The following is a 25,317-nucleotide window of genomic DNA, read 5'->3' as shown; positions in this document are numbered from 1 at the left end:
TTGTCGCTACGAGCGACCACTTGCCGCGAGGCGAGCTGGCGGGTCGGTGCCTCCAATCGTTTCTTTCTCGCCGCAGGTCACAGCCCTGTAGTGGCTCATGGCGAGGAGGATGTGGACTCCATGTGGACTCGCAGACGGCGGCCGGAGTCCACATGGAGTCCACATCCCCGATTCGGAAGATGGTCATCCGATCGGGTGAGTCCGCAGGTGAGCTGTTCCCTTCGCACACATGAGCACTTATGGTCTCTTCCGTTGGGGAGGGAGTCGACGCCCCTGATGCACCCCCATACGGACGGCGGCCGGGTAGGCGAGCTACGGCTCGCCGGTGGAGCCCGCGCTGCTGAGGCACCCCCCGCCGACATAGCTTCGGCGGGGGGTGTTCTGCACAGTAAAGCGCCCCGACCGCAAAAGTGGTCGGGGCGCATCGCGCCAGATTGGCGCCTCGTGGGGGGAACGGATGCACCTCGCTCGACCCCGCACGCCTTCAGGGTCACCAACCTGTCCTACAGGTGACCGCCCGCGAGACATCGTGTCAGCGAGTGATGCCCAGGTCTAGACCGAAGTCATGATCCACAACTGTACCGCAGACGGTACAGACCTGATGATCACCGGTCAGCAGCGTGGAGCGGGTGCCGCCCCTCCCGCCCGACCGCATCCTGCGCCGCCGCCTGGAGGTCGGCCGCCGCATCCGAGACGCCCGCACCTGGGCCAACCTCACACAGGAGCGCCTCGCCGAGCGAGCCGAGATCGACCGCAAGACCATCAGCCGCATCGAGAACGGCCACATGTCACCGAGCCTCGACCACCTCCTCGACATCGCCGAGGCGGCCGGCGTAGAGCCCGTGTGTCTCGTGCCTGGCGGTCCAGAGCCCTGGGGGCGCCCGACGGCCCCCGAAGTCCCCTAGGTGGCTGCACGGCCCGTCAAGCACGATCCTGGCGCCGATGCGGACGAACTCTGCGCCGGCCCGGGAGCGATCATCGCGTGGAGGCGTTCGCCCGTCAGGGCCAGTACAGCTTGGCCGACTCCGGGCTGGGCCGCGGTGCGGCCACTCTAGGCGGCTCGACGCTGTACCCGAGGCTGCGCAGCACCTTGATCGCCTCCTCCGGAGCGTCGCGCACCGCCGATCGCAGCTGAAGCCGCCGCCAGTCCTCCAGGTGCTCGCGGATGGCCCCCTCCCATCCGTCCACCACGTCGATAGCGAACTCGCGATGGAGCAGCAGCAGCATGTCCTCAAGGGCAGGCCGCATCCGGTGGCCGCCGACGGGCAGGTGCATCTCGGCGAGGCGCGGGATCGGCTTCTTGCCCAGCATCTTCCGGGCCGGCCGCCCCTTCTCGGACAGTCGGAGCAGGAACGCCACCTCATCCCGATGGGCATGCACATGGAGGTGGGCGCCAGGGGGCTCCCTGTCCTTGCGGACGTACTCCAGACGCATCAGGGGGTCGGTACTGCCCTCGTAGAACAGATGGATGTCGCTCGCGTCGGCTGCGAGGAACTGAGCCGCCCCGTCCCAGCAGCAGTAGTAGCGGACCAGAAGGCTGAGACGCCGGACGCCGTCGATGTGGATCGGAATCCGCTGGACAACTTCTTGATCATCTATCGGCGCTACGCGGATCCTCGAGCCCATGTTGACCGCATGGAAGCGCGGGGAGTCCTCGCCGAGGACACCCCGCGTCAGGGCCGTCATCTGGTTGGCGAACTGGGCCGCCTTGGCGTTGAGCTTCGACGCAGCGTCAGCAGTCACCTTCGAGAAGGTAGTCGATTCCTTCGATAGTGTGCCAAACGTCCAGCTCACGCATGCTCAGGTTGTAGGTGGCTGCCCGGTCGCGCAAGTCTTCATAGCTCGAGTTGACCTCCTCGAGGAGGCGGGCCTTCTGGTCCTCGAGCTCCTCGCGCGTCCGGTGAATCACCGTCGGCATCATGTGCTCCCCTCCATCGACGACCAGTCAATCAGGTCCCACTGACAACGTTGCCCCGACTCCCCGGAGATGTCACCTGGTGGAGCGAGATTTCATGCACACCCGTAACTCGGTGGCGACCGAACGAGGAACGCTACTCGCTTGGCCGGGGGCTTCTCCACCTCGACACCACCACCCGTGAAGGGCTGGCATGATGCGCCTCATGCCCAAGATGTTGAAGCTCAGCGGCGAGTCCAAGGACATGACGCTGGACGAGATCGAGACGTTTGTGAAGCTCGCACGCTCGGCCGATGTCCCCGGCGACCGTCCGGTGTACGCCGAGGTGAGCACGAGCGGGAAGATCAAGCAGTTGGAGATACCCCTCGGCGAGAGCTCGGAGCGGTACTAGACGACATCGTTGAGCCCCCGGCGTTGCCGGGGGCTCCCTACGGACGTTCGGCTCACGCTCCCTTGCGGGGTGCGATGGTCCGGTCGCAGTGCTGGCAGATCCTGGCCTTCGGCCACTCCTGGCGCGCCCGCTTCGCGCTGGCCACCTCTTCGCGCGCACGCATCCCGAGTCCGACACTTGCGCCCATCAGCGCCAGGCCAGCGAGGATCATCCAGCCGCCGGCGACGCACAGGACCGCGCCGGCCAGTGCGGTGCCAGCAGCAGGCCCATACGCCTTCTCGGGGAGGTCAGGCTTCTTCGTCTTCTGCCAGGTGGAGGTGCCTTCGCGTGCCTGGTCATGCAGCTTCTGGAACGTGATGACGTTGCAGTCACCCGAGCCGCACGGCTCTTGCAGGTCGTACCCCACTCGTGTCCCCTCTGGCAGGCGTCGTGTTGACGAATCGACTCTAGGGGCACAAGTCGCCTGCATGTAGGGCGTGTTGGCGGGCTTGACCGATTCCTGACATAGCTGCGCGCCCCACCTATGCACGGTGGGGCGCGGGCGCGCTGCTACTCGCCCGTCAGCTCCTGGTCCAGCCACTCCTGCACCGGCGTGAACAGGCCGTAGGGCACGTAGGCCGGGATCTGGTCATGCGTGACCCAGTCGACCTCGGCGATCTCCTCCTCGTCCCCCACGACCGCCTCGCCGTCGGCCATGGAGCAGGCAACGTAGCTCATCTGCCGCCCGGTCTTCGGGTGGACCCGCTCACCGAGGAGCTTCACGACTTCGACGGTGAGTCCGGTCTCCTCCAGGGCCTCTCGCACCGCGGCCTGCTCAGCGGACTCGCCGGGCTCGATCGCGCCAGCTGGGAACTGCCAGGAGAGCTCACCTTCGCGCACGCGCCGGCGGACCATGAGGACGCGGCCCTCGTGGACGATGATCGCGGCAGAGATGCCGGGCTTCTCTTCGGTGGTCGCGTCGGTCACAGGCTCTCCAGGGCGGCAATGACGGGCGGGTAGATGCGGTCGTGGGGGATGAAGCGCGGCAGGTCGTCGAACGCCACCCAGGCGACGTCGAGGTTCTCCAGGGGGTCGCGGTTGGTGGCCTCGCCCGCGAGGTGATCGCAGAGGTGGTACTCGGCCATGACGCCGGTTATCGGGTGGAGGCGTTCGCCGAGGTGCTGGCGGACGGCGCAGTGCACGCCTGTCTCGGCGTGCGTCTCCTGGACTGCGACGGCGGCCGGGTCGGTGCCGGGCTTCACGACGCCTGCGGGGAACTGCCACGAGATGCCGGCGTCCCCGCGGCGACAGACGAGGAGCACCTCGCCTCCGCGAACAACAACGGCGATCGCGACGCGTAGAGCCTGTGCAGTGGTCGTGGTGGCAGGTGGACGGGACAGGAGGGCGAACCGCTGCCGCACCGCGTCACCTGCTCTCTCGTAGGTCGTGTCCAGAGCCTGCTGCATCTCCGGCCGCGGCACGATCCCGGGCTGGGAGTGCCAGCTCGCCACGGTCCGGACAGCGACGCCGAGTCGTTCGGCGAACGACTCGTTGGAGAGCCGTAGTGCCTGCTGGAGGGCACAGGCAGTGCGTCCAGTCCACGTGTCGACGACGTCCACTATCCGCCCTCCCTTGGGTGCGCGGCGGGGAACTGCACTGCGAGTGTGCTGGAGCTGCACCGCTACCGCACTACATGCTCATGGTGACGAGACGTCACGCGCTGTTGACTCGACGGCGTGAAACTCACCGGAGGCATCGTCGAACTTCGGCCGCGACACGCGCTTCGCCCCTGGCCGACTGATGTACCAGCGGATGAACGCGCGCACGACCGCAGCGCGCTCGCTCCCGTCCGCCTTGGCCGCAGCATCGAAGTCCGCCCAGTCCTCATCGGGGATGCGGATCTGGCGTGGCGGAGTGTGCGGCGGCTTCTCGGACATAGCAGAAAGATAGCGCTCTGTAGCTACACCGGGCAAGGCTGGCGCATTCTCAGCCGTGGTCAAACTTTCGAATCCGAGCCACTTGCCTGTAGCTACACGGCCATGCCATTGTGTAGCTACACAGACGCCACGGCGCCTACTCTCACCGGACTCTGTCCGCAGGCGCTCGACAACGAAACAACGGGCCAAGCCCACGACTCTCACCTCGTGGGCCGGCCCTGACCATCAGATCTCTCGAAAGGTCCCCTGATGGCTACCAGCCAGATTACCGGCGTGCCCTCGCACGCCTCGACCCCCTCCCCGGACGTGGTCCGTGCGCGGGTCGGCAGCATCCTCGCCGCCGCCGTCACCGGCCAGTCGGCCACGACCACCCAGGCCCTGCTGAACGCCGTGACCGACGGCATCGAGGACGCCGCCGTCGTCGCGCGCGGCACCGACCGCACCGAGACCGGAGCCCGCTACGACCACCGGCTCGGGCAGCTCCTCGCCCACGACCTCGACCGACTGTTCCAGGCCGCCGTCGAGGACGCCGTCGAGCGGGGGAGCGACCCGCGGCAGGCGACCAGCAGGCTCGCGTCCCTGCTGTTCAGCTACGCCAGCACCGCCGCCGAGGACGCCGTCTCGGCGTTCACCCGAGAGGCGGTGGCGGCGTGAGCACGGACCCGCGCGCGGACCGCCGCGCCGAGCTGCTGACCCAGTTCCTCCGCGCCCAGGGCGACCTCGCCGCCGAGGCGCAGGTGCTCGCCGAGGCGCAGCGGTACGACAACGCTCACCCGCGCGAGGACTCCCTCGTCGCCGAACTGTGCGCCGCCGTCGCCGGTGACCCGTGGGGGGTGGCGGCGTGAAGACGACCCGCACGAACGCCCCCGCGCTCACGAGCCCCGACTCGTGGCGGCAGACGGTCGCCCGGCGCGCCGACGCGTGGCGGCTGTGGACGGGCCACTCAGGCGAGGTGTTGTCCGGCCAGGAGGTGGCCGACCACTTGGTCCGGGCCCGCAAGCACATCGTGAGCCGCGGCTGGAACCCGAACACCGGCCTCGGTATCTACTCCGCCCTCGCCGCGACGTCGCCGAACACCAACGACATCGACACCCGACACGCCGCGTCCCGACTGCTGGACCTGATCCTTCAGGCCCGCACGGGCGTGGAGCACGCGGACTACGAGGCGTGGGCCGCCCGCGAGAGTCAGACCATCAGCGACGTGCTCACATTGCTGGACACCGCCGCCGGCTTCGCCCGCGAGCACGGCCCGCGCGGGGGTGCGTGATGGCTGAGCTGTGTGCCGCCGCGCACCCCGAAGACCCCACACCTTGTGTCGGTCCGCCTGTCGTGACCGTCCTCGACCGGAGCAACGCCGGGGCGGACGGCTGCGAGCACCACGCGGCGCGGCTCCTGGCCTCTCTCGACAGCGGCCGGGTGTACGCCCTGCCGCACGCCCCGGCCGGTGCCGCGACCCGAGTGTTCAAGGCCGCCTCCTCCCTTCGGTTGGGCACTGGCCCGCGAGGGGCGGTGTGTGATGGCTGACGCCCTGGCCCAGGCCGCAGCCGCTGCGGCGCAGGCCGCCCGCGAGGCGGCCGAGTTGAAGGCCAAGGCCCTCGCGGACCTCCAGCGGCACGGCAAGGCCATGGCCGCGATCACCGCGCCCCGAGAGGAGGGGCGGCGGTGACCGAGGACCGGTTCCACGAGATCCGGGCCGACCTCCTCGTCGCGGTCGGGCACACCGGCGCCGACCGGGAGGCCGCGCTGCGGTCCCTCACCGACCGGTACGGGCACGCCGACGTGCTGGCCGCCGCCGAGGTCATGCACGCCTTGGCCACGATCGCCGGGGCGATCGGCCGGCGCTGACCCACCATCCCTGGCTCGCCCCGTCCCGTCATGCGGGGCGAGCAGCCCCGGCACCGCCGCGATGGCGCGGGACCGAATCCCGCCCGGGGCGCCGACACCCAGACCCGAACCCAGACCCGAGAGGACACACCGCAGATGAGCAACACCCCATCCCCCGAGAAGCAGGCCGAGCAGGCCGCCGTGATCGAGGGTGTCCGCGCCTACAACGAGCAGATCGGCCCCATCGACCCGACCAATGCCGGCCAGCTCCTCGGGCACCTGATGGGCGCCGAGGTGCTGCTCGCGAAGGTCGCCAAGGCGTTCGAGGAGCCGAAGGGCGGTGGCCGCTGATGTTCCGTATGTCTCGCGCCGACCGGGCCCGTTGGGCGAACGCCGCGTCGCTCGCCGACTTGGGCGAGCTGACCGCCCTGTGGCTGGAGGGCAAGATCGCCTCCCAGCCCGGGTACGAGGCCGGCTGCGGCCCCGAGCCTGAGACCAAGCCGCTGATCCCCGTGCTGGCCGCGGCGAACCGCGCCGGGTACTTCACCAACGGCTCGCAGCCGGGCCACGCGCCGGAGCGCGGGCACGACGGCGCGACCTACGCGCAGCGGGCCGCCGTGGACGGCCACGTCGCCGACCGGAGCCTGCTCGACTGCCTCACGGCCGCCGCCCGACGCGCTGGTCTGATCGTCGACCTCGACCGCGAGGTGATCGTCGTCACCACGCGGGACGGCCGCCCGGTGACCGGGTTCGGCGGTCGGGTCCCCCGGGGCTACATGCGGCGCTGCTACTCCGGCGTCATCGGTGCCGGCGCGTACCGCGAGCTGAAGCAGGCCGCGCACCTGACCATCGTCGACCCCGAGTGGGGTCCGAGCACCCGCCTGTGGGACGTGCTCGACCGCGCCGTGAAGGGGGTCCGCCGGTGAGCCGCCGTGAGCGCGCCGACCGGGCGCGCACCCTTCGCCTGATCAACCACCTGGTCGGCCTGACCTACACCCCGCTGCCCGACCTCAAGCTTCGAGAGGACTGACTGACCATGTCTCGCGCCGACGTGACCCGGGCGGCCCACCTGGTGGTGGCCGCGCTCCGGGACACGCACCCCGCGCTCCTGATGCCCGCCCTCCTGCTGCTGACCCTCATGACCGCCCTGGCGGTCGCCCTGCTGCTCGTCGCCGCCCTGGCGCTCCTCGCCATCGGCGTCGCCGCCAGCCTCGCCGTGCCCGCGCTGGCCGGCCTCAACATCCTGCTCGGCGCCATGACCACCCGGAAGGCGGTGGCGTCGTGACGACCGCGATGGAGCGGGTCAACGGCACCCGCGAGCCCGAGATCGACCTGGTCGCCGCCGCGAAGGCGGAGGCCATCCGCCGCGAGGCCGAGGCCAAGGCGGAAGCCGAGCGGATCCGCGCCAAGGGAGCTGCCGACGCCGAGCGGATCAAGGCCGAGCAGGAGGCCGAGCGGCAGCGACTCCTGAACGAGCAGAAGGCCATGAAGCTGGAGGAGCAGCGCGCCGCCCACGAGGCGATCCTCGCGAAGAAGGCCGCCGAGGTCGCCAAGGCCAAGGCTGAGCAGGCCGCCGCCGAGCAGGCCGCCGCCGACAAGGCCGAAGAGGAGGCCGCCCGCGCCGCCGAGCAGGAGCGCACCGAGCGGTGGTGGAAGTGGGGCGCCCGCGCCATCTACGCCGTCGGTCTGATCATCGCCGCCCCGATCCAGTTCCTCGCCTTCTGGGACCCCGAGCGGCCCTTCCTGGTCGCCGCCCCCGCGCTGCTGGAGGGACTGGCGCTCGTGCTCGCCCTCGGCGCCGCGTGGGCGGTCGCCAACCGACGGGACGTCGCCCCGTACCGGGTCGGCATCATGCTCGGCGCGGCCATCGCTGCCGGCATCAACCTGTGGCACGGCATGACCGACCCGCACATCGGGCTCAACGCCGGCATCATCGGCGCCCTCGCCTCCCTCGGCGGCCCGATCGTCCTGATGGCCTACGAGCACGGGATCGCACAGAAGGCCGACGGCATCCCGTCGTTCCGCGAGCGCCGGGCCACCCAGAAGGAGAAGGAGCGGGCCGAGGCCGAGCGGGAGAAGAACAAGGCCGACCGTGAGGCCGAGCGGCGGCGTGCTGCGGAGGAGCAGCAGCGGAAGGAGCGGGCCGTCGCCGAGGAGCAGATGAGGAAGGACGCGGACCGGCAGCAGCAGCACCCGGAGGTGTGGTCCGTCGCCGAAGCGATGCGTTCGGCGCGCGGATCCACGACGGTCACCGAGCAGATCTGGGGCGAGGCGTGGCACCGCGTCACGGGTTCCCGGACGGTCGGCATCACGGCGGAGATTGAGGAGCTGTCCCGCGTCGCGCAGGCCCGCATGAAGGTGGTCACAGATTCGCCGATACTCGGCGAACTTTCGCAGGTCACTTCCCAAAAGGCGCCCCGCCCGAAGAAGGCTCCGGGCGAGCCCGACGGGCGGCGGAACAACGGCGGCACTCCGCCCCGCCGTGTGCCCGGTGACACCCAGCCGTACAGCGCCGGAGCGAAGCGCCAGGCGTCGATCGAGCAGACCGCGAAGAGGGGAGCGGAGAAGTGAGCGCCGAGCACACCCAGCCGCTGGAGGGCCGCGTCATCCAGGCCGGCGACCGGTTCACGAAGTCCGCGCCCGCCGAGCCGCCGCAGGAGGCGATCCGCCTCGGGCGGGAGCATGGCGCCGAGGTCGAGAAGGTCGCTGAGAAGGCGCCGCGCCCGACCGTCGGAGAGCGGGCCGCCGACGCCGGCATGACGACGCTCCTCGGCGTCGCCCACTCCGTCCAGACCGTGTGGGGCTACCAGACCGCTGGCGAGATCGCGGAGCAGATCCGCGGCGTCAAGGCGGAGATGCGGGCCAGTTCGGACCGTGCGGAGCGCGCCGAACTCGCGAAGGAGCTGGAGGCCCTGCGGGATCACCGCCGGCAGGTGGTCCACGCTCGTCACCGCGAGCCGGCCACGATCGCCGGGGCGATCGGCGCGGTCGCCTACCCGGCGGGGATCGTCATCGGCACCCTCGCCGCCGGGCCCCTCGCCCTGGCCGGGGCGCTGCCCATCCCCGTCGCCCTGTACGTCGCCGGCAGGCGGGCGCGGAAGCAGCGGGAGCTCGTGCTGGAGCAGGCCGCCCCAAGCGACGCCGTGGAACTGGCACGTGCCGATGTCGTGGAGCTGGTCGAGACGGCGCCCGGCGTCTACAGCCCCGCGAACCTCCCCGAGGGCAAGCCGTTCCCGATCGCCCAGGCGCAGACAGAGACCGAGGCCGCCGAGTGCATGCTGCGGGCCCTGCTCGCGGAGACCGTGCCGGTCGGCGACGTGTCCGAGGTGCAGCGCACCCCGTGGGGCTGGCAGTGCATCGTCCGCGTCACCTCTGGTACGCCCGAGAAGATCATCAACGCTGCCGCCAACCTGGAGACCACGTTCGACCTGCCGCAGAACGGCGTCCGTGTCCAACCCCTCGTCGAGCGCCGCGCACGGGCGAAGTTCCGGCTCGTCGAGGGCGACCCGTTCGCCGCCGCGCCGCCCCCGCCGTACCGGGCGCCGAAGTCCCTGTCCATCACCGACCGGGCCCGCATCGGGTCGTCGATCGATGGTGACCCGCTGGAGATCACTCTCGCGGGCGTGATGGGCGAGTCCATCGCCGCATCGGGCGGCGGGAAAACCGGCATCCTCCAGGCCATGGCCGAGGTCACCACCGCGTGCCGGGACGTCATCACCATCGACCTCGACCCCGCAGGCGACGGCCTTGAAGACCTCGGGGGCGCCGCCCGCCTCCAGGGCCGCACCCACGAGCAGATCGAGCACGTCCTGCTGTTCCTGCTGATGCTGGCCAAGGCCCGCGCCCGGCTCCGCAAGAAGCTCGGCATGGGCCGTAAGTGGCAGGCCAGCCCGGAGCACCCGGCGATCGTCACGTTCATCGACGAGTACCCGGCACTGTCCAAGCTGGGCAAGGACCTGGCGTTCGCACTGATGAAGGTCGGCCGCAAAGAGCAGCTCGTTGTGATCCTGGCGGCGCAGGGCGGAAGCACCACCTACCTGGGCGAGAACATCGCGAGCATGCTCGCGCTGAAGATCGTCGGGCCGTGCAAGTTCGAGGACGTCAAGGCCGTGTTCGGTCCAGGTGCGGTCGCGGACGGCTACCTGCCGCACCGGTTGAAGCCGGCGACGGACACGGACCCGCGCGACGCCGGGCACGTCTTCGCCCAGGGCATCCCGGGCACGGCGGATGCCCCCGTCGAGTACAAGATCCACGAGCACCCGAAGGGGATGCTGGCCCAGCTCGCCGAGGAGCGGCGCGACGCCGGACTGCTCGACCCGGACGCCGAGTCCCTCGCCGCCATGGAGCAGGTGGATCTGCCCGACTACGTCGAGCCCGAGTACGACAACGAGGGCAACCTCAAGAAGCCCGCGCCGGTCGAGCTGCTGACGTGGGAGCAGTTGCTGCGGCTGTGCGAGGCCGACCCGCCGTCTGCCGGCGTAACGCCGGTGTCCCCGGAGCGCCGCGCCGTCCGGGCGACCCTGGACGTGATGGCTCAGCTCGGCCTCGACCGGTTCCGCGTCGAGACGATGGCCGAGCACCTTCGGACCCGCTTCCCGGACCTGTTCCCCGAGCTGGCCGCCGATGACCTCGGCCGGCTGCTGCGGGATGCCGGGTGCGGCGGCACCGTCTCCATCGGTGCCGTGGACGGCCGGCGGAACGCCTCCGGGTACCGCATCGAGGCCCTGGAGCGGGCCCTGTGACGCCGCCCGGCTCATCCCGGTATGTCACCTGCTCGCGTACCTGCTCAAGGGTGCTAAGCCGCAGGTCAGAGGGTGCTCAGGTGGGTGCTCTGGGGGTGCTCGACGAGCATGTGCAGAGCACCCGGCGAGCAGGGGGTCGAGCACCCCCTGACCTGCGGCTTAGCACCCGCGAGCACCACCCGAGCACCCGAACAAACCACCGCAAACCAGAAAGGATGATGATCATGGGCTGGACCATCCAGCACATCCCCGGACGCACCGAATGCCGCTCCTACAGCGCCGTCCACGACGCACTCCGCGCCGCCCAGGCCAAGCTGTCGCCCGTCAAGGCCGCCGCGTTCTCCCCACTCCTCGACCGCCACGGTGATGCCTGGGTAGAGCTGACACCCCAGCAGACCGAGGCGATCCGCGACGCCCTCAAGGCCGCCATCAGCCGCGTGTGGCTGCGGAACCGCGACAGCCTCTTCCTCCTCCGCGACCTCGCCGAGGCCGCCGACACCGCCGCACGCTCCGGCCAGCCGTGGAGGTGGAACTGATGGCCAAGTCCCTCAGCCCCCGCGAGGTCAAGCAGCGGAAGCGCGACGCCGAGGCGTTCGCCCGCAAGGCCAAGCCCGGCCACACCTACTACTACGTCGCCGAGTACAACCGCCGGTTCGGGGGGGACACCCTGCCGACGCGCCTGCTCAGCGAAGTCGTCTTCCAGAAGCCGGTGCGACTCTACGGCCCCTACCCCCACTGGTACGCCACCCTGACGGCCTACGAGTGCTACCTCAAGAACGGCCCCCTGTACGAGGACCGCGACCACCGAGCCATCCGGGGAATGCAGACCCTCCACGAGTACACGGAGGAAGCCGAGAAGCGGTCCGCCGCCATCTTCGCCAACCGGTACTGACCCCGCCTGGGGCGCCCCTCTGCCGCCAAGCTCCGGGGCGCCCCGACACCTCACCCACCCATCACGAGCACGAGAGGCAACCTCATCATGCCCACCCTCGTCGCCATCGGCGACATCCAGATCTCCGAACGGGACCTGGCCCAGCTCATCAACGGCGTAGAGCAGTACCTCGCCGACGCCGCGCCGACGCCGCGCGGGACCGGCGTCGCCCTTCCCCCGGTCGACGAGCTCATCCGGCAGGCCGGCATCCAGACCGGGCCAGCGCCCCGCGCCCGGCGCCGCACCAGCCGGACACCCGACGTCGACCTCCCCGGTCGGCTCCGCTCCATGCTCCCCATGCGCCGCCGCGCCGCCCGGCAGGTGTCGGTCGCCCGACACCTGGAACTCACCCTCGATGTCCTCGAACGGTACGGCTGGGCCCGCACCGGGACCGGCACCGCCACCCTCACCGGCCGCCGCTGCATCCTCGGCGCCCAGCACGTCCTCCTCGCCCTCGGAATCGGCGACGAGGACACCATCAACCGCGCCGGCGACTACCTCGACACCCGCCTCCGGAAGCGCGGCATCACCAACCCCTACCACCAATGGAACGAATCGCCCGGCCGCAGCTGGGACGACGTGAAGTACCTCCTCACCACCACAATCACCGACGCACGGAAGGCGGCGTGATGCGAGACAAGGACAAGGCCCGCGGCCTCTTCGCGATCTACATGGACGGTCGCACCGAAGAGGCAGCCCGCGGTGGCCTTCGGGTCGTGCACTGCGCGGATCCGGGCTGCCTCGCCACCACCTACTGGCTGGAAGGCGACCGCCGTGGCGAGAAGCAGGCCCGCAGGTGGATCTCCGACCACCGGGCCCACTACGGATGCCACTGCAAGAACTGCCGGGAGGACGACTGCCGCTGCGACAGGCGGAGCTGCACCCGGAGGAGGGCGAAGCGGTGATGTACGCCTACCGGCTCACCCCCACACCCGGCGATCTCAACGTCGCCGGCTGGGAACTCACGGAGAACGGCGCGCGCCTCGGTCACCACGAGGCGTTCTCCGCCGACCACAACGAGAACCTGGAGCGGGCCGCCGACTGGGCCGAGAGCGTCATCGGCAAGGGACGCCTCGACTGGCACCGCGTCGTCACCGACCGCCTCCACGGGGTTCAGCACTGGGAGGCCGCATGCTCCCGCTGACCCTCGACCGAATCGAGACCGAGGCCACGTACTTCGGCGTGCGCGTATCGGGCACCGAGGAGGGTGACCTGCGTGTCATCGGCACGCACGACCTGCGCCGCGTCATCGCCTCGTTGAACTGTTACACCCGCGTGCTCTGCCGCGAGAACCTGCGGACCTGGCTGGGGCTGTGCCCGTCGAGCGACTGCATCGACAGATGGCACCGCCAAGCCAGGTGCTGCACCACATGGGAGGAACCCCAGCTGTCGTGGGCCGTCTTCCGCACCCCCGCCCCGGAGCGGGGTGACGATCCCGATTTCGACTGGTACTACGACCTGGTCGACGCCGGTACGCCCGGCGCCATCCCCATCGTGGTGATCCCCGGATGACCGGCGCCTTCGTCGCCGCCGCGCTCGACGCGGTCGGGTGGACCCCGCAGCAAGCGCAGCCCCGGGCGGTCACGGCAGACCAGCACCACCGCATGGTCGCCATCCACGAGGCTGGCCACGCCGTCATCGGCATGCTCGCCGGAATCCACATCGAGTTCGCTGAGACCACGTGTGGCCGGCTTCGTGGCGGCCAGTACGAAGGACGCACACGCATGGGTGCCACGACCGTCGCCCCGTTCGAGTACGCGGTCGTGGCGCTCGCCGGCCGCGCGGCCGACATCAGGTGGCGCCGCGAACACGGACTGCCAGACGACGAAGGTTCCCCCGCCGACTGGAAGATCGCGATGGCTGCCGCGAAGACGGCCGGATGCCGCCTCACGCAGGTCGTCGAGGAATCCGACCGGCGCGTCGCCCGGCACTGGCGCCAGATCGCCGCCGTCGCCGACGTGCTCCACCTGCAGCAGCGCCTCACCGGCGCAGACATCGCCCGCATCGCGGGCGCAACCAACCCGAGAAGGAGAAGTAGATGATCCCGGCAGGGAAGTACAAGTACCTGGTCACCGCCACGGCGCCTGGCTGCAAGACCGCCCGATTCGCGGGGACGCTCGACCTCGACACCGACTGCACCCAGCAAGACGTCCACGACATCGTCATGGGCAACCTGTGGCACACCCGCAAGGAGCCGGTGCTCTTCGCCGACGGACTTAAGGTCGCCATCAAGCTGAGTTGACATCGCGACGTCAACGCCCAACCGCCGCCCCGGCGCTGGTCCGGGGCGGCACGACCTGTACGCCCGTACACAGCTTGACATCTGACCAGCACCGAAGCGATGATCTGATCTGATAGACCTCTTGCGCTTCAAGGGCCACCTCCACCAGGTGGCCCTTCGCCATTCCGGGGGTGACCGCGTGCCCCGACTCGTCGACCCCACAGCCGCCGCCTACTACGTCGGCCGACCCGTCGGCACCCTCTACCGGTGGGCATCCGAAGGGCGCATCGCCAGCCACGGCGGCCAGTACGACATCGACCAGCTGCGGCCCGCCACCCGCGACGAGTGGACACGCGAAGTCCTTGAGGCCGGCCCCGCGCCGCCCCTACCCCAGCGCGCACCCCGCGCCGCATGAACTGGGCCGCTCCGCCACCCCTCTCCGGCGTAGAGCGCCCACGGCTGCCGCCCGGACCCAGGGCGCACCGGGCGGCAGCCACCCAGACCCCGCCGCCCGGCGATGGGACGAAGAGTCTCCTCCACGGGCTCCACGGCACCCAGCACGACGCCAGGAAGGTCGTGGCGTGCGCAGCGACCGGGCGGCGGCCACATCACGGAACCGCCACAACGCCCACACGCAGTCGGTCAGCACGCCACTCTGACGACATGACACGAACCCGCGCCGCAGCCATCGCCCTCATCGCCACCCTCGCGCTTCCGACCGCCGCATGCAGCAGCGACGACGGAGGCGATGACGGGGCCCCTCCCGCCTACGAGGTGGTCACCGAAAACCTCCCCGATGGAGGCATCGGCGAGGTCGAGCTCCTCATGCCCGACGCCACGGCAGAGACCGCCGAGGCCGCGATCCGCGACTACGCCGACAGCATCGACGGGACCGCGGCCGTCACCGTGCAGGTCGTGCGCTCCGAGGATGCGGCCGTCATCGTCTGCCGCGCCGACTGGCCCGACATCGACGAGACCATGAACTGCCCCGACCCTGGGGCCTCATAGACCATCCGGAGGGCGGATGGGGGCAGGTAGGTGGCCAGCCGCCCAGGACAACCCCCTGGTCCTGGGCGGCGTGCCGCCACATGCGAGAGGATGCCCCCATGAACCCGACGCCCGCGGACATCCCGCGATGGCGACCCGGCGATGAGGCGTCCCCATTCCGCGTCTTCCTCGACGGAGGCCCCGCCGACCAGGTGCGCGAGTACCGACCGGACTGGGTCGTCATGCCGATCGCTGGGGGCGTCCTTCACCGGCCAGTCGACCCGCCAGACCGTCTCTGGCTGTGCCGCCTCCTGTGGCCCCTGGCCGACTGGCGCGTGCACACTGAACCCTTCCCCGGCCATCGCATCATGCACGGCCGCACCGCCGCAGCGCTGTACTGGCTGGAGCGCGAGCGCGACAACAGCCCCAAGACCACACCCGACGGGCGGTACATCTATGCGCACGTGCCCGAGGACGAGGTAGCCGAATACCTCGACGGGCCGCAGACGTCGCACTGAGAGCAACCCAGCGGGAGGTGGTCATGCCCTCCCGACCACCGCGCCTCTGCATGCGATGCCGTCAAGCAGTACCCCCCGGGGGGCCGTGCCGGAAGTGTCGGCGTGACGCCGACCAGCGGAGAGGAAGCGCACACCAGCGCGGCTACGGCAGAAGGCACCGAGGCAGGTTCAGGAGCGCCGTCCTCGCGCGGGATCAGGTGTGTACCTGCGACAGCGACTGCGAAGGGCTCCACGGGCCGAACGACTGTGACCAGCTGTCCACCGTCGCCGACCACTGGCCCCTCACCAAGCGGGAACTGCGGGCGCAAGGGCTGGACGACCACGATCCCGAGCATGGCCGCGGCCTGTGCAAGGGATGCCACGACCGGCACACAGCACGGACCTCGCCAGGAGGATGGGCCCGGGGGTAGGGGCGTCAACATTACCAAAACGGACATATGGGTGGACCGCCCGGGTGGTGGGAGAGCTAGCGGTAACGGTTTCCCCCTTTTGTGATACGCAGAGTAGCGGGGGTGAGCCATGGGCACCCGGGGGCCCCTGAAGATCCCCAAGCACCTGAAGGCCGTACCCGCCGGCGACCAAGCCGCGGGGACCATCGCGGAGCGCGTGCAGCCCTCTGCGCCACCGAAGCCGCCGGGCTTCCCCGACGACGACCCGGAGATGGTCGAGCTGTGGGACGCCTTGGTCCCCGAGCTGGACCGGGCGGGTCTTCTCACCCGAGCGGATGGGCCCACCTTGGAGCTGGCGCTGCGCCACTTCCTGGCGGCTCGGCAGGCAGGTGAAGCACTGGCTGGCGGCGACGTGGTGCTCGACGATCCGGCGCACGGCCGGACGGCGAAGAAGAACCCGGCCGGCGCCGAGATGCGAGCCCAGTCGCAGCTGTTCCTGGAGTACGCCAAGCAGCTGGGCATGTCGTTCGCCGCCAGGGCGCGGATGCCGGCGAAGGACGAGGCGACGGAGGCGAACCCCTTCGCGTAGGGGGTGGTGGCCGTGGCGGTGAAGCTGCCCGGGAAGCGTGAGCTGGACCGGCTGAAGCTGTCGCCGGAGGTGGCCTGGTACCTGCTGGATCGCGGGTACGAGCTGCCGAACTGCCCCCCGAGGTGGAAGACGCCCGAGCCGCGTGACGTGCCGGGCGCGTACTTCGACCCGGCGCGCGTCGACAAGGTGGTGGATGCCTTCCGGCGCCTGCGGCACACCAAGGGGAAGTGGGCGGGTCGCCCCATCACGCTCCGGGCGTGGCAGATCGCCTACCTGATCGGCCCGACCTACGGCTGGGTGAAGCCCACCGAGGACGGCCGCACGGTGCGGATCATCCAGACCCAGTACCTGGACATCCCGCGGAAGAACGCGAAGACCACGATCGGCGGCGGGCAGTGCATCTACCTGACGTGCGCTGACGGGGAGCAGGGCGCCGAGGTGTACGCGCTGGCGACGCGGAAGGATCAGGCCAGGCTGTGCTTCGATCCGGTGCGACTGTTGGCGACGAAGGCCCCCGATCTTCGAGGACACGTCAAGGCGTTGCGGGACCAGATCCAGCACGCGCGGTCGGGCTCGTTCTTCTCGGTGATGTCCTCGGCCGGGGACGCGATGCACGGCACGAGCCCGCACGGCGCGTTCGTGGACGAGCTGCACCTGCACAAGACGCGGGACCTGATCGAGGCCGTCGAGACCGGGACGGGCGCCCGCGAGCAGCCGCTGGTGATGTACGCGACGACGGCTGACTCGGGCGCCCCGTTCTCTCCGTATGCGGAGACGCGGGAGTACTGCGAGAAGCTCGCGCGCGGCGTGCTGGTCGACCCGACGTTCTACGGCGTGGTGTTCGCCGCAGAGAAGGGCGACGACCCGTTCTCCCCGGAGACGTGGCTGCGGGCGAACCCGGGCCTGGCTGCGGGCGACAGCCCGACGATGGAGTCGATGGAGAAGGCCGCGGCGAAGGCCCGGCAGAACCCGGTCGAGCTCGCGTCGTTCCTGCGTCTGCGGCTCGGAATCCGCACGAAGCAGGAGACGAAGTTCATCTCCCTGGAGGAGTGGGACCGGAACGCCGGCATGGTGGACCGCTCCAGTCTGCGGCGCCGGGAGTGCTACGGCGGCCTGGACCTTGCTGCGACGTCGGACCTCAGCGCTCTGTGCTGGATCTTCCCCGAGGGCCTGCCAGCATCCGGCGTCGACGGCTACCAGGCGCTGTGGAGGCTGTGGACTCCGGAGGCGAACCTGCCGAGGCTGCGGGACCGCACTGCGGGTGCGTCAGACGTGTGGGTCCGCGAGGGCTGGATCACGGTCACCGACGGCGACGTCATGGACTACGGTCACATCCGCGAGGCGATCAACGCCGACCGCGAGTTCTTCGGCGTGCAGCAGATCGCCTACGACCCGTGGAACTCGACTCAGCTCGTCACCGATCTGGTGTCGGACGGGGCGCCGATGGTGGAGATGCGGCAGGGCTACCGCAGCATGTCGCCGCCGATGAAGGAGCTCTCCCGCCTGCTTCGGCAGGGCACCCCGGAGGCGCCGCTGCTGCGGCACGGCGGCAGCCCGCCGATGCGCTGGATGATCGACAACCTGGCGGTGGCGCAGGATCCGAGTTTGAACGTGAAGCCGGACAAGCTCAACTCGGCCGACAAGATCGACGGCGTGGTGGCGCTGGTGATGGCGCTGGAGCTGGCCCGCAACCGCAAGCCGGTGCGGCGCTCCGCCTACGAGGACGACGAGGGACTGCTGATCGGCTGACGGGGGGTGTCCGCGTGGGCCTGTGGATGCGGGTCAAGCAGATGTTCGCCCGCCCCACGAGGGGGACGTGGGATCGCCCGGAGTGGACGTGGCAGCCGCTGGATCTGCCGCACGTGATGGGGATGGACCCGGCCGCGCTGTGGGAGTCGCAGCCGCATCTGCGTACCGTCGTCGACTTCGTCGCGCGGAACGTGGCGCAGCTGGGGCTGCACACCTACGACCGGGTGTCCGACACGGACCGGCAGCGGGTCACCGACGGCACGGTCGCGGATCTGCTGCGGCGTCCGAACCCGACCCAGACGACCTACGAGCTGGTCTACGCCCTGGTCGCTGACATGGCGCTGTACGACCGGGCGTTCTGGTGGGTGCGGCCGGACGCGGAGTCCGTGTCCGGGTGGCGTATACAGCCGATCCCCGCGTCGTGGGTGGTCAACGGCCAGGGCGGCACGGTGTTCGCGCCAGCCGAGTGGGTGGTGCAGCCGCCGGGTTCCGCCGCGTCGGTGGCTCCGGTGGTGATCCCGGCTGCCGAGATGCTGACGTTCCACGGCTGGAACCCAGGCGATCCGGCGACGGGCTCGTCACCGGTGCGAGCGCTGAAGCTGATCCTGTCGGAGCAGCTGCACGCGTACACCTTCCGCGAGCAGGTGTGGCGGCGCGGGGGCCGGGTGTCGTCCGTGATCGAGCGGCCGATGGACGCCCCGGCGTGGGGTGAGAAGGGCAAGGAACGCTTCCGGCGCGACTTCCAGTCCCAGTACACCGGGGACGGAGCCGGCGCGGGTGGGGTGCCGATCCTTGAGGACGGCATGACTCTCAAGCCGGTGGGGTTCTCGGCGCGTGAGGACGCGTTCGTTGAGGCCGCGACGCTCAGTCTGACGACGGTGGCGTCGGTCTTCCAGGTGAACCCGACGATGGTCGGCGTCTTGGAGGGGACGTCGTACTCGAACGTGCGGGAGTTCCGAAGGTCTCTGTATGGCGACTCCTTGGGCCCGTGGCTGTCGATGATCCAGGACCGGCTGAACAGCTTCTTGCTGCCGATGCTCGACGAGCCGCCGCAGCGGTACGTGGAGTTCAACGTGGAGACGAGGCTGCGCGGCTCGCTGGAGGAGCAGGCCGCGGTCCTGTCCACGGCGACGGGCGCCCCATACATGGTCCGCAACGAGGCCCGCGCCATCATGAACCTCCCCGCGATCGACGGCGGCGACGAGCTGGTGACGCCGCTGAACGTTCTCATCGGCGGCCAGGCCAGCCCGCAGGACTCGGTACCGCCGCCGGAGCCGGGCGCGGATTCCCCGCCGCGGGAAGCCAGCGGGGTGGTGCAGGGAAAAGCCGGGAAGGCCCGCGTGAGCGCGCGGCCGGTGAGGGCTGACACCTACGAGCGGCAGTACGAGCGGCAGCTCGGCCGCTGGTTCGACGACTTCACGGCTGCGGCTCTGACCGGGTACGGCGGCGCGAAGCGCGGCCCGACTCGCGTCAAGGGCGCCGAGGACTACGTCGACCAGGAGGAGTGGCAGGAGTCCCTCGCGCAGCTGCTGCTCCAGCTCGGGCTGGCGGCGTCGACCGCTGCGGCCCACGACCTGCTGGAGCAAGTCGGCCTGCCGCCGGAGGACTACAACGCCGAGGCCACTGTCGCCTGGCTGACGGCTATGGCCGGCGGTGTTGCGGCCGGGATCGTCGGGGCGACGCTCGCCGAGATGGACGAGGCCCTCGCCGACACGGATCGCGTGGATGACGACGGGCGGCCGGTGTCGGCGGTGCGCCGGCTGGAGCAGGCCCTCGACGTGGCGAAGGCGACCCGGGTGCCGGAGATCTCCAGCTCGCAGGTCACGAGCATGTCGGGCTTCGGGCAGACGGAGGCGGTCCGCTCGGTGGGTGGCGGCGGCGCGACGAAGACGTGGCGCACCACGAGCAGCAGCCCGCGGCCGGCGCACCGGCGGATGGACGGCGAGACCGTCGGGCTGGACGACCGCTTCAGCAACGGCGGCATGTGGCCTGGCGACTCCCGGTTGGACGACGCGCAGCGCGCCGGCTGCAGGTGCGCCGTCGAGATCGGTTTCGAAATCTGAGCCCGTGAAGGGGGCAGCATGCTGACCAAGGACGCGCCCGCTCTGCGGGTCAAGGTCGTCGAGGGCGGCGCGGACGATGGGGAGGCGGGCGAGTTCACCGCGCTCGTCTCGGTGTTCGGCAACGTCGACTCCTACGGCGACGTGGTCCAGCCCGGGGCGTTCGAGCGGACCCTCAAGGAGTGGTCCGCGAGCGGCTACCCGATCCCCGTGTACTGGGGCCACAACCTGTCCGATCCGGATTACAACATCGGCCAGGTCGTCGAGGCGGTCGAGACGGACCGCGGCCTTCAGGTGCGGGCCCGCCTCGACATGGAGTCCCCGAAGGCCGGACAGGTCTACCGGCTGTTGAAGGGCGGCCGGGTGAAGGAGTTCTCCTTCGGCTACTCCGTGCGGGACGCCGGCTGGGGCGAGAAGGACGGCCAGGACGTCTACGAGCTGCGGGACATCGACCTGTACGAGGTCAGCGTGGTGCCGGTCGGCGCCAACCCGGAGACCGAGCTCCAGACCGTCAAGACCCTCGGGGAGCGCACCGCGAAGGCGACCGCCCGCGCGGTGGCCGCGCTGGAGGAGAAAGCCGGGCGCGTGTTGTCCGCCCGCAACGAGACCTCGCTGCGCGAGGCCCGTGACCAGCTTGCCGCCGCGATCGACGGGATCGACGGCGTGCTGTCCGCGCTCGACCCGTCCGAAGAGGCCGATGGCGAGCCGGACGAGAAGAACAGCCAGGACGAGGACAACGCCACGGAGCAGGAGCCGGACCCCTTGGCAGACGACGCCAAGGGTGCGCCCATGCCTGACTTCGCCGCGGACCCCCTGGGGGCCCTGATCGAGATCAGCGAAAGGAGCACGCAGTGAGTCTGCGTGAACAGCGCGAGACGGCGCTGAAGGCCGCCCGGGACATCGCGGGCAAGGCGCAGGAAGAGGGCCGGACTCTCACCGGCGAGGAGCAGGCCGACGTCAAGAAGTACCTGCTTGAGGTGGACGGGCTGGCGGAGAAGATTCGGAAGGCCGAGGAGGCGGACGCGCTCATGAAGCGCGCCTTCGAGGTTCCCGCCGGGCAGCCGTCCCCCGCCGCCGAGCCGCAGGGCGTCCTCCCGAAGCTGGAGGCAGACCCTGGGTACAAGTCGGCGATGCTCGCCGCGCAGTCCCGCAACCGGTTCTCCCAGCGAACCACCGAGTTCGACGCCAAGGACTTCTCGACCGGCGGCCCCGCGGGTGGCCTGGTGCAGACCCAGTACGGGCAGGTCGTGCCGGAGACGCTTCGGCGCCCCACGGTCGCGTCCCTGCTGGGCTCCGGGACCCTGTCGGCGACGACCCTGACCTACTACGTGCAGGGCCCCACGACCGGGGACTTCGCGGTGGTCGACGAGCTCGGCGAGAAGCCGGCGATCGACTTCGCGTTCGAGGCCGAGGTCGAGACCCTCACGAAGATCGCCGGTATCACGAAGATCTCCGACGAGGCTTTCCAGGACGTGCCATACCTGGTGTCCGTGATCGAGGGGCAGCTGCGGCTGCGACTGGTGCTCGCCGAGGAGAACCAGCTCCTCAACGGCCCCGGCACGGGCACCACCATCACGGGCCTGCTCAACCGATCCGGTGTCCTGACCGAGACCTCGGCGAGCGCGGACGACGACCTCGACGCCATCTTCCGCGGCATGACCGCCGTCGAGATCGCCACCCAGCTCACCGTGGACGCCGTCGTCATCAACCCGCTGGACTACCAGCGGCTGCGGCTGATGCGTGACGCGAACGAGCAGTACTACGGGGGCGGCCCGTTCACCGGCGCCTACGGCAACGCCGGGTTCGCGCTCGGCCCCGGCCTGTGGGGGCAGCGCACCGTGGTGACCTCGGCGATCGCGCAGGGCACCGTGCTGGTCGGCGCGTTCGAGATCGGCGGCCAAGTGCTCCGCAAGGGCGGCGTCTCGGTGGAGATGACCAACAGCAACGAGAACGACTTCCGGTTCAACCGGGTCGCGATCCGCGCGGAGGAGCGACTCCTGCTCGCCGTGTACCAGCCGTCGGCGTTCTGCGAGGTCACCCTCGCCGGCGGCGGGTCCTGATCCATCCAACCGCGGGCGCCGGTGAACGGCCGGCGCCCGCGGCCCACCCCAAGGAGGCGCGCGATGGCGCAGCTGAGCGAGTACGAGGTCGAGATCCGCGACGGCATCTGGGTCACGATGAAGCTGTCTCGGGAGCACGCCGAGCAGGCCGACCCGAAGCGGGTGCGGCCCGTCGGCGGGAAGGCACGGCCGACGGCGAACAAGGCCCGCACCCCGGCGAACAAGGCGGGCTGAGGTGGCGAGCCTGGCCGAACTGCGGGAGCGGCTGAAGCGCCGCCCCGGCATGGGCGGGCTCACCGACCAGGAGGCTGACGATCTGCTGGCCGAGGCCGGCGAGATGGTCATGGACTACTGCGGCTGGGCCGTGTGGCCGCGTGCCGCAACGACGATGACGGTGGACTCTCGGGGTGGCGACGTGGTGCCGCTGCCGACGCTGATGCTGCACGAGGTCACCAGCGTGGAGACGCGCCCGATCCACGACCAGGACACGGACGCGTGGGAGTCGGTGACGTCCGGGTGGGACTGGTCCGAGGGCGGCTGGCTGTTGCGCTGCGGCTGCTGGCCCGACGGCCCACGATCGGTCCGCGCCACGGTGACCTCCGGATACGAGGACCCGCCGGGCGCGATCGGATCGGTGCTGCTGGCCATCGCGTCGCAGGTGCGGTCGACGCCGGTCGGGGTCAGCAGCGAGCAGGCCGGGGGCGAGTCCGTCTCCTACGCCACCGGCGGCGCGTCGACCGACTCCGGGGCGGGCGGCATGCTCACCGACGCGCAGCGCGCGGTGCTCGACCGGTACCGGCTGGACAACCGGCCGTAGAGGGGGTGGCCATCGTGGCGTTCGCGTGGCACACCGACACCCTCGTCCGGCTCCGGGCCCCGCTGGTCACCAACGCCTACGGCGACGCCGAACGGGACTGGGGCGCGGCAACGCGCACCGACCTGACCGGGTGGCGGGTGCAGCCCATGCAGGGCTCCCGCGTCAACGTCGCCGACACCCTTCCGCGCGACGGCCTGGACATGCGGCGCCGCGCGTTCGGCCCGGCCGGCGCCGACATCGAGACCACGGACCGCATCGAGTGGGACGGCGTCACGTGGGTGATCGAGGGCGACGTCGACCAGTGGCGCTCACCGACCGGAGCGCTGGCCCACACCGAGCTGGTGCTCGCCCGCATGGAGGGATGACCATGGCCAGGTCCCGCGCCTCGGTGCGCATCGAGATCGACTACGCCGGCATCGGCCGCCTCGCCAAGGGCGACGAGCTGCGGGCGGACCTTCAGCGCCGAGCGGAGCGTGTTCGGGCCGCCGCCCAGGCCGCGGCGCCGGAGATGAACGAGGGCGCCATCGAGGTCGACGCCTCCACCCGCGTCGGCCGTGACCGGGTACGCGGCATCGTCGTCGCCCGCCACCCCGGCGTGCTGTACGCCGAGGCGGAGCATCGGTTCCTCGGCCGGGCGATCGACGCCGCCGGGAACGCCTGATGGCCGCCCCCGCCGTCGTGTTCCCGGACGCGACACTGCTCGCCACGAGCTACCTCCGGCCGCTGATGGCGCCGATCCACGTCGGATCGAAGGTGCCCAGCCAGCGGCCGGTCGAGATGGTGCTGCTGCGGCGCCTCGGCGGCGGCCGGCGGAACCCGCTCGTGGACGCGCCCCGACTCGACATCCAGGTGTGGGCGCCTGACGACCCGCGGGCCGACGATCTGACTCAGACCGCGCGGTACCACCTGGCCCGGATCTGCGAGCACGTGCCCGAGGTGCGCACGTATGAGGAGGAGTCCGGGCCCACCCTCATCCCCGACGCGCCCTCGGATGTTCCGCGGGCGCTGATGACCATCGTGCTGTCGGTCCGCGGCGCGGTCCCGACACCCTGAAAGGAGATGCGCCGTGGCGAAGGACACCGACAACGCCCGCGCCTGGTACGGATTCGACTCCGGGCTGTGGGTGACGCTGCCCGGCGAGCCGGTGCCGGCGTTCCCGCTGCCCCCGATCTACGACCCGGTGACCGGGGCGTTCACGCCGCCGGGTGAGGAGTTCTACGAGCTGGGCTGGCTCTCGGAGGACGGCCCCACGCAGGGCCGCGAGCGGAATGTGGAGCGGTTCCGCGGCTGGCAGGGCAACAGCATCGTCCGCACGGCCGTGACGGAGGACGACCACACGGTCCAGATCCAGGCTCTGGAGGACAACTGGGTCGTCCAGCAGCTGCGCTACCCCGACAGCATCATCACCACCACCGGGGACACGACGCAGACCGTCGTCGTCCAGCAGTCCGGCGAGGACGTCCGCTCCGGCGTGCTCGACCTGGTCGACGGCGACGTGTGGAAGCGGATCTTCATACCGCGTCTGGTGGTCGACGAGATGGGCGACGTCCCGCACACGGCGGGCGAGCTGACGATGTACGAGATGACGCTGCTGTGCAAGGTCCACACCATGACCGTCGACGGCGTGGAGCGCGGCGTCGCCCTCATCGAGAACACCAACAACCCGGCGATGATCCAGCCCGGGTCCTGACCCCTTCGACCGGGGTGTGCCCCGCCACGCGCGGTCCGGGGCACACCCCTACGCCCATGGCCGCGCACAGACAGGAGACCGCGCATGAGCAAGACGACGTTCAGCCTCGACGAGTTGCGCGCCCGCGCCGCGGAGCGCCGCGGCGGCGACACCCTCACCATCACGGCAGATGGCAAGCCGTTCACCATCCCCGCGCCCGGCTTCTGGCCAGACGAGATCAAGGAGAAGGCTCGCCAGGCCCGCACCCGGGGCGATCTTCCGTTCGTGCGGGCGCTGATGGGCGCCAAGCGGTACGAAGAGTTCGTCGCGGCCGGCGGCCGGTCGGACGACATCGGGCTGCTGATCGACGAGTACAAGCGCGCGCAGGGCGTCGATGACCTGGGGGAATCTGGGCCCTCGTCGAGCTCCTAGCGGAGTACGGCGGGGAGATCGAGTACGACCTGCTGCGGATCGGGCTGGACCTCGACGACATCGGGTCCGAACGCCTCACATGGGGGCGGCTGTGGCGCATCGTCCAA

Annotated in this window: 40 protein-coding genes; 34 read left to right on the top strand and 6 right to left on the bottom strand. The window is 70.6% G+C overall.

Annotation, left to right across the window (positions count from 1 at the left end):
• Positions 1 to 629: 629 nt before the first annotated feature.
• Positions 630 to 905 carry a helix-turn-helix domain-containing protein gene (locus ACTWP5_RS27765; protein ID WP_443223897.1) on the top strand — a complete coding sequence of 92 codons (276 nt, stop codon included), beginning with the start codon at positions 630 to 632 and terminating at the stop codon, positions 903 to 905.
• Positions 906 to 999: 94 nt separating this feature from the next.
• Here the strand turns inward: ACTWP5_RS27765 and ACTWP5_RS27760 are convergent, their stop codons facing one another.
• Positions 1,000 to 1,743 carry a hypothetical protein gene (locus tag ACTWP5_RS27760; RefSeq protein ID WP_443223896.1) on the bottom strand — a complete coding sequence of 248 codons (744 nt, stop codon included), beginning with the start codon at positions 1,741 to 1,743 and terminating at the stop codon, positions 1,000 to 1,002.
• Entirely contained in the window at positions 1,733 to 1,921 is a 189-nt protein-coding gene (locus ACTWP5_RS27755) for a hypothetical protein (protein WP_443223895.1), read from the bottom strand. Before ACTWP5_RS27755 ends, ACTWP5_RS27760 begins: the two co-directional genes overlap by 11 nt.
• 199 nt (positions 1,922 to 2,120) lie before the next feature.
• Between ACTWP5_RS27755 and ACTWP5_RS27750 the strand changes: the two genes are divergently transcribed.
• Entirely contained in the window at positions 2,121 to 2,306 is a 186-nt protein-coding gene (locus ACTWP5_RS27750; protein ID WP_443223894.1) for a hypothetical protein, read from the top strand.
• Between the two features lie 52 nt (positions 2,307 to 2,358).
• Here ACTWP5_RS27750 and ACTWP5_RS27745 read toward each other — a convergent pair whose 3' ends face one another.
• From ACTWP5_RS27745 to ACTWP5_RS27730, 4 genes are all read right to left on the bottom strand, one after another.
• Entirely contained in the window at positions 2,359 to 2,712 is a 354-nt protein-coding gene (locus ACTWP5_RS27745; RefSeq protein ID WP_443223893.1) for a hypothetical protein, read from the bottom strand.
• Between the two features lie 143 nt (positions 2,713 to 2,855).
• Positions 2,856 to 3,272: an NUDIX hydrolase gene (locus ACTWP5_RS27740; RefSeq protein WP_443223892.1), complete on the bottom strand. Its 417-nt coding sequence runs from the start codon at positions 3,270 to 3,272 to the stop codon at positions 2,856 to 2,858.
• The gene (locus ACTWP5_RS27735; RefSeq protein ID WP_443223891.1) at positions 3,269 to 3,904 is read right to left on the bottom strand and encodes an NUDIX hydrolase; all 636 of its coding nucleotides are present in this window, start codon (positions 3,902 to 3,904) and stop codon (positions 3,269 to 3,271) included. The genes ACTWP5_RS27740 and ACTWP5_RS27735 overlap by 4 nt, the downstream gene beginning before the upstream one ends.
• A 78-nt stretch (positions 3,905 to 3,982) precedes the next feature.
• A complete protein-coding gene (locus tag ACTWP5_RS27730) occupies positions 3,983 to 4,222 on the bottom strand; it encodes a hypothetical protein (RefSeq protein ID WP_443223890.1) in 240 nt (79 codons plus the stop codon).
• 249 nt (positions 4,223 to 4,471) lie between these two features.
• On the opposite strand from ACTWP5_RS27730, the gene ACTWP5_RS27725 reads away from it, so the two are divergent.
• The 32 genes from ACTWP5_RS27725 (at position 4,472) to ACTWP5_RS27570 (ending at position 25,210) form a co-directional block, all read left to right on the top strand.
• The gene (locus ACTWP5_RS27725) at positions 4,472 to 4,876 is read left to right on the top strand and encodes a hypothetical protein (RefSeq protein WP_443223889.1); all 405 of its coding nucleotides are present in this window, start codon (positions 4,472 to 4,474) and stop codon (positions 4,874 to 4,876) included.
• Complete coding sequence (locus ACTWP5_RS27720; RefSeq protein ID WP_443223888.1) at positions 4,873 to 5,067, top strand: hypothetical protein; 195 nt, start codon at positions 4,873 to 4,875, stop codon at positions 5,065 to 5,067. The genes ACTWP5_RS27725 and ACTWP5_RS27720 overlap by 4 nt, the downstream gene beginning before the upstream one ends.
• Complete coding sequence (locus ACTWP5_RS27715; protein WP_443223887.1) at positions 5,064 to 5,489, top strand: DUF6197 family protein; 426 nt, start codon at positions 5,064 to 5,066, stop codon at positions 5,487 to 5,489. Before ACTWP5_RS27720 ends, ACTWP5_RS27715 begins: the two co-directional genes overlap by 4 nt.
• 249 nt (positions 5,490 to 5,738) lie before the next feature.
• On the top strand, positions 5,739 to 5,888 hold the full coding sequence (locus ACTWP5_RS27710; protein WP_443223886.1) for a hypothetical protein: 150 nt from the start codon (positions 5,739 to 5,741) through the stop codon (positions 5,886 to 5,888).
• Complete coding sequence (locus ACTWP5_RS27705; RefSeq protein WP_443223885.1) at positions 5,885 to 6,067, top strand: hypothetical protein; 183 nt, start codon at positions 5,885 to 5,887, stop codon at positions 6,065 to 6,067. Before ACTWP5_RS27710 ends, ACTWP5_RS27705 begins: the two co-directional genes overlap by 4 nt.
• A 135-nt stretch (positions 6,068 to 6,202) precedes the next feature.
• Positions 6,203 to 6,397 (top strand): hypothetical protein, encoded by a 195-nt coding sequence (locus ACTWP5_RS27700; protein WP_443223884.1) that lies wholly within the window; start codon positions 6,203 to 6,205, stop codon positions 6,395 to 6,397.
• Complete coding sequence (locus ACTWP5_RS27695) at positions 6,397 to 6,972, top strand: DUF6919 domain-containing protein (RefSeq protein ID WP_443223883.1); 576 nt, start codon at positions 6,397 to 6,399, stop codon at positions 6,970 to 6,972. Before ACTWP5_RS27700 ends, ACTWP5_RS27695 begins: the two co-directional genes overlap by 1 nt.
• Before the next feature lie 110 nt (positions 6,973 to 7,082).
• Entirely contained in the window at positions 7,083 to 7,331 is a 249-nt protein-coding gene (locus ACTWP5_RS27690) for a hypothetical protein (protein ID WP_443223882.1), read from the top strand.
• Positions 7,328 to 8,617, top strand: coding sequence for a hypothetical protein (locus ACTWP5_RS27685; RefSeq protein WP_443223881.1), 1,290 nt, complete (start codon positions 7,328 to 7,330; stop codon positions 8,615 to 8,617). Before ACTWP5_RS27690 ends, ACTWP5_RS27685 begins: the two co-directional genes overlap by 4 nt.
• Positions 8,614 to 10,788, top strand: a complete 2,175-nt coding sequence (locus tag ACTWP5_RS27680; RefSeq protein WP_443223880.1) for a hypothetical protein — start codon at positions 8,614 to 8,616, stop codon at positions 10,786 to 10,788. Before ACTWP5_RS27685 ends, ACTWP5_RS27680 begins: the two co-directional genes overlap by 4 nt.
• 224 nt (positions 10,789 to 11,012) lie before the next feature.
• Positions 11,013 to 11,324, top strand: a complete 312-nt coding sequence (locus ACTWP5_RS27675) for a DUF7739 domain-containing protein (RefSeq protein WP_443223879.1) — start codon at positions 11,013 to 11,015, stop codon at positions 11,322 to 11,324.
• Positions 11,324 to 11,680, top strand: a complete 357-nt coding sequence (locus tag ACTWP5_RS27670; protein ID WP_443223878.1) for a hypothetical protein — start codon at positions 11,324 to 11,326, stop codon at positions 11,678 to 11,680. Before ACTWP5_RS27675 ends, ACTWP5_RS27670 begins: the two co-directional genes overlap by 1 nt.
• 87 nt (positions 11,681 to 11,767) lie before the next feature.
• A complete protein-coding gene (locus ACTWP5_RS27665; protein ID WP_443223877.1) occupies positions 11,768 to 12,349 on the top strand; it encodes a DUF6197 family protein in 582 nt (193 codons plus the stop codon).
• Positions 12,350 to 12,545: 196 nt separating this feature from the next.
• Positions 12,546 to 12,863, top strand: coding sequence for a hypothetical protein (locus tag ACTWP5_RS27660; protein ID WP_443223876.1), 318 nt, complete (start codon positions 12,546 to 12,548; stop codon positions 12,861 to 12,863).
• Positions 12,851 to 13,231 (top strand): hypothetical protein, encoded by a 381-nt coding sequence (locus ACTWP5_RS27655; protein WP_443223875.1) that lies wholly within the window; start codon positions 12,851 to 12,853, stop codon positions 13,229 to 13,231. The genes ACTWP5_RS27660 and ACTWP5_RS27655 overlap by 13 nt, the downstream gene beginning before the upstream one ends.
• Complete coding sequence (locus ACTWP5_RS27650) at positions 13,228 to 13,761, top strand: hypothetical protein (RefSeq protein ID WP_443223874.1); 534 nt, start codon at positions 13,228 to 13,230, stop codon at positions 13,759 to 13,761. Before ACTWP5_RS27655 ends, ACTWP5_RS27650 begins: the two co-directional genes overlap by 4 nt.
• Complete coding sequence (locus ACTWP5_RS27645; protein WP_443223873.1) at positions 13,758 to 13,961, top strand: hypothetical protein; 204 nt, start codon at positions 13,758 to 13,760, stop codon at positions 13,959 to 13,961. The genes ACTWP5_RS27650 and ACTWP5_RS27645 overlap by 4 nt, the downstream gene beginning before the upstream one ends.
• Positions 13,962 to 14,139: 178 nt before the next feature.
• Positions 14,140 to 14,355 carry a helix-turn-helix domain-containing protein gene (locus tag ACTWP5_RS27640; protein ID WP_443223872.1) on the top strand — a complete coding sequence of 72 codons (216 nt, stop codon included), beginning with the start codon at positions 14,140 to 14,142 and terminating at the stop codon, positions 14,353 to 14,355.
• A gap of 248 nt (positions 14,356 to 14,603) precedes the next feature.
• Positions 14,604 to 14,948, top strand: a complete 345-nt coding sequence (locus ACTWP5_RS27635; protein ID WP_443223871.1) for a hypothetical protein — start codon at positions 14,604 to 14,606, stop codon at positions 14,946 to 14,948.
• Between the two features lie 98 nt (positions 14,949 to 15,046).
• The gene (locus tag ACTWP5_RS27630) at positions 15,047 to 15,445 is read left to right on the top strand and encodes a hypothetical protein (protein WP_443223870.1); all 399 of its coding nucleotides are present in this window, start codon (positions 15,047 to 15,049) and stop codon (positions 15,443 to 15,445) included.
• A gap of 519 nt (positions 15,446 to 15,964) precedes the next feature.
• Positions 15,965 to 16,423, top strand: a complete 459-nt coding sequence (locus tag ACTWP5_RS27625) for a P27 family phage terminase small subunit (RefSeq protein ID WP_443223869.1) — start codon at positions 15,965 to 15,967, stop codon at positions 16,421 to 16,423.
• Between the two features lie 12 nt (positions 16,424 to 16,435).
• Positions 16,436 to 18,172, top strand: coding sequence for a terminase large subunit (locus ACTWP5_RS27620; RefSeq protein WP_443223868.1), 1,737 nt, complete (start codon positions 16,436 to 16,438; stop codon positions 18,170 to 18,172).
• 14 nt (positions 18,173 to 18,186) lie between these two features.
• Positions 18,187 to 20,235 carry a phage portal protein gene (locus ACTWP5_RS27615; protein ID WP_443223867.1) on the top strand — a complete coding sequence of 683 codons (2,049 nt, stop codon included), beginning with the start codon at positions 18,187 to 18,189 and terminating at the stop codon, positions 20,233 to 20,235.
• Between the two features lie 18 nt (positions 20,236 to 20,253).
• Complete coding sequence (locus tag ACTWP5_RS27610; protein WP_443223866.1) at positions 20,254 to 21,087, top strand: HK97 family phage prohead protease; 834 nt, start codon at positions 20,254 to 20,256, stop codon at positions 21,085 to 21,087.
• Positions 21,084 to 22,292 carry a phage major capsid protein gene (locus ACTWP5_RS27605; protein ID WP_443223865.1) on the top strand — a complete coding sequence of 403 codons (1,209 nt, stop codon included), beginning with the start codon at positions 21,084 to 21,086 and terminating at the stop codon, positions 22,290 to 22,292. The genes ACTWP5_RS27610 and ACTWP5_RS27605 overlap by 4 nt, the downstream gene beginning before the upstream one ends.
• A gap of 63 nt (positions 22,293 to 22,355) precedes the next feature.
• Positions 22,356 to 22,526: a hypothetical protein gene (locus tag ACTWP5_RS27600; RefSeq protein ID WP_443223864.1), complete on the top strand. Its 171-nt coding sequence runs from the start codon at positions 22,356 to 22,358 to the stop codon at positions 22,524 to 22,526.
• Between the two features lies 1 nt (position 22,527).
• Complete coding sequence (locus ACTWP5_RS27595) at positions 22,528 to 23,109, top strand: hypothetical protein (protein ID WP_443223863.1); 582 nt, start codon at positions 22,528 to 22,530, stop codon at positions 23,107 to 23,109.
• Between the two features lie 14 nt (positions 23,110 to 23,123).
• A complete protein-coding gene (locus tag ACTWP5_RS27590; RefSeq protein ID WP_443223862.1) occupies positions 23,124 to 23,474 on the top strand; it encodes a hypothetical protein in 351 nt (116 codons plus the stop codon).
• A gap of 2 nt (positions 23,475 to 23,476) precedes the next feature.
• A complete protein-coding gene (locus tag ACTWP5_RS27585; protein WP_443223861.1) occupies positions 23,477 to 23,770 on the top strand; it encodes a hypothetical protein in 294 nt (97 codons plus the stop codon).
• Positions 23,770 to 24,162: a hypothetical protein gene (locus tag ACTWP5_RS27580; RefSeq protein WP_443223860.1), complete on the top strand. Its 393-nt coding sequence runs from the start codon at positions 23,770 to 23,772 to the stop codon at positions 24,160 to 24,162. Before ACTWP5_RS27585 ends, ACTWP5_RS27580 begins: the two co-directional genes overlap by 1 nt.
• Before the next feature lie 13 nt (positions 24,163 to 24,175).
• On the top strand, positions 24,176 to 24,799 hold the full coding sequence (locus ACTWP5_RS27575) for a phage tail tube protein (RefSeq protein WP_443223859.1): 624 nt from the start codon (positions 24,176 to 24,178) through the stop codon (positions 24,797 to 24,799).
• A gap of 84 nt (positions 24,800 to 24,883) precedes the next feature.
• Positions 24,884 to 25,210 carry a hypothetical protein gene (locus tag ACTWP5_RS27570; protein ID WP_443223858.1) on the top strand — a complete coding sequence of 109 codons (327 nt, stop codon included), beginning with the start codon at positions 24,884 to 24,886 and terminating at the stop codon, positions 25,208 to 25,210.
• Positions 25,211 to 25,317: the final 107 nt, after the last annotated feature.

Origin of the sequence: Streptomyces sp. 4N509B, assembly GCF_052245655.1 — a bacterium.
GTDB lineage: Bacteria > Actinomycetota > Actinomycetes > Streptomycetales > Streptomycetaceae > Streptomyces.
This window is presented reverse-complemented; position numbering and strand designations above follow the sequence as displayed.

What these genes read in the sequence shown, in the direction of transcription:
- ACTWP5_RS27755 (WP_443223895.1), bottom strand. Translation starts at nt 1,921, where the DNA reads ATGATGCCGACGGTGATTCACCGGACGCGCGAGGAGCTCGAGGACCAG.
- ACTWP5_RS27750 (WP_443223894.1), top strand. Translation starts at nt 2,121, where the DNA reads ATGCCCAAGATGTTGAAGCTCAGCGGCGAGTCCAAGGACATGACGCTG.
- ACTWP5_RS27730 (WP_443223890.1), bottom strand. Translation starts at nt 4,222, where the DNA reads ATGTCCGAGAAGCCGCCGCACACTCCGCCACGCCAGATCCGCATCCCC.
- ACTWP5_RS27725 (WP_443223889.1), top strand. Translation starts at nt 4,472, where the DNA reads ATGGCTACCAGCCAGATTACCGGCGTGCCCTCGCACGCCTCGACCCCC.
- ACTWP5_RS27710 (WP_443223886.1), top strand. Translation starts at nt 5,739, where the DNA reads ATGGCTGACGCCCTGGCCCAGGCCGCAGCCGCTGCGGCGCAGGCCGCC.
- ACTWP5_RS27700 (WP_443223884.1), top strand. Translation starts at nt 6,203, where the DNA reads ATGAGCAACACCCCATCCCCCGAGAAGCAGGCCGAGCAGGCCGCCGTG.
- ACTWP5_RS27695 (WP_443223883.1), top strand. Translation starts at nt 6,397, where the DNA reads ATGTTCCGTATGTCTCGCGCCGACCGGGCCCGTTGGGCGAACGCCGCG.
- ACTWP5_RS27690 (WP_443223882.1), top strand. Translation starts at nt 7,083, where the DNA reads ATGTCTCGCGCCGACGTGACCCGGGCGGCCCACCTGGTGGTGGCCGCG.
- ACTWP5_RS27675 (WP_443223879.1), top strand. Translation starts at nt 11,013, where the DNA reads ATGGGCTGGACCATCCAGCACATCCCCGGACGCACCGAATGCCGCTCC.
- ACTWP5_RS27670 (WP_443223878.1), top strand. Translation starts at nt 11,324, where the DNA reads ATGGCCAAGTCCCTCAGCCCCCGCGAGGTCAAGCAGCGGAAGCGCGAC.
- ACTWP5_RS27665 (WP_443223877.1), top strand. Translation starts at nt 11,768, where the DNA reads ATGCCCACCCTCGTCGCCATCGGCGACATCCAGATCTCCGAACGGGAC.
- ACTWP5_RS27660 (WP_443223876.1), top strand. Translation starts at nt 12,546, where the DNA reads ATGCCACTGCAAGAACTGCCGGGAGGACGACTGCCGCTGCGACAGGCG.
- ACTWP5_RS27655 (WP_443223875.1), top strand. Translation starts at nt 12,851, where the DNA reads ATGCTCCCGCTGACCCTCGACCGAATCGAGACCGAGGCCACGTACTTC.
- ACTWP5_RS27650 (WP_443223874.1), top strand. Translation starts at nt 13,228, where the DNA reads ATGACCGGCGCCTTCGTCGCCGCCGCGCTCGACGCGGTCGGGTGGACC.
- ACTWP5_RS27645 (WP_443223873.1), top strand. Translation starts at nt 13,758, where the DNA reads ATGATCCCGGCAGGGAAGTACAAGTACCTGGTCACCGCCACGGCGCCT.
- ACTWP5_RS27635 (WP_443223871.1), top strand. Translation starts at nt 14,604, where the DNA reads ATGACACGAACCCGCGCCGCAGCCATCGCCCTCATCGCCACCCTCGCG.
- ACTWP5_RS27630 (WP_443223870.1), top strand. Translation starts at nt 15,047, where the DNA reads ATGAACCCGACGCCCGCGGACATCCCGCGATGGCGACCCGGCGATGAG.
- ACTWP5_RS27625 (WP_443223869.1), top strand. Translation starts at nt 15,965, where the DNA reads ATGGGCACCCGGGGGCCCCTGAAGATCCCCAAGCACCTGAAGGCCGTA.
- ACTWP5_RS27610 (WP_443223866.1), top strand. Translation starts at nt 20,254, where the DNA reads ATGCTGACCAAGGACGCGCCCGCTCTGCGGGTCAAGGTCGTCGAGGGC.
- ACTWP5_RS27600 (WP_443223864.1), top strand. Translation starts at nt 22,356, where the DNA reads ATGGCGCAGCTGAGCGAGTACGAGGTCGAGATCCGCGACGGCATCTGG.
- ACTWP5_RS27585 (WP_443223861.1), top strand. Translation starts at nt 23,477, where the DNA reads ATGGCCAGGTCCCGCGCCTCGGTGCGCATCGAGATCGACTACGCCGGC.
- ACTWP5_RS27580 (WP_443223860.1), top strand. Translation starts at nt 23,770, where the DNA reads ATGGCCGCCCCCGCCGTCGTGTTCCCGGACGCGACACTGCTCGCCACG.
- ACTWP5_RS27570 (WP_443223858.1), top strand. Translation starts at nt 24,884, where the DNA reads ATGAGCAAGACGACGTTCAGCCTCGACGAGTTGCGCGCCCGCGCCGCG.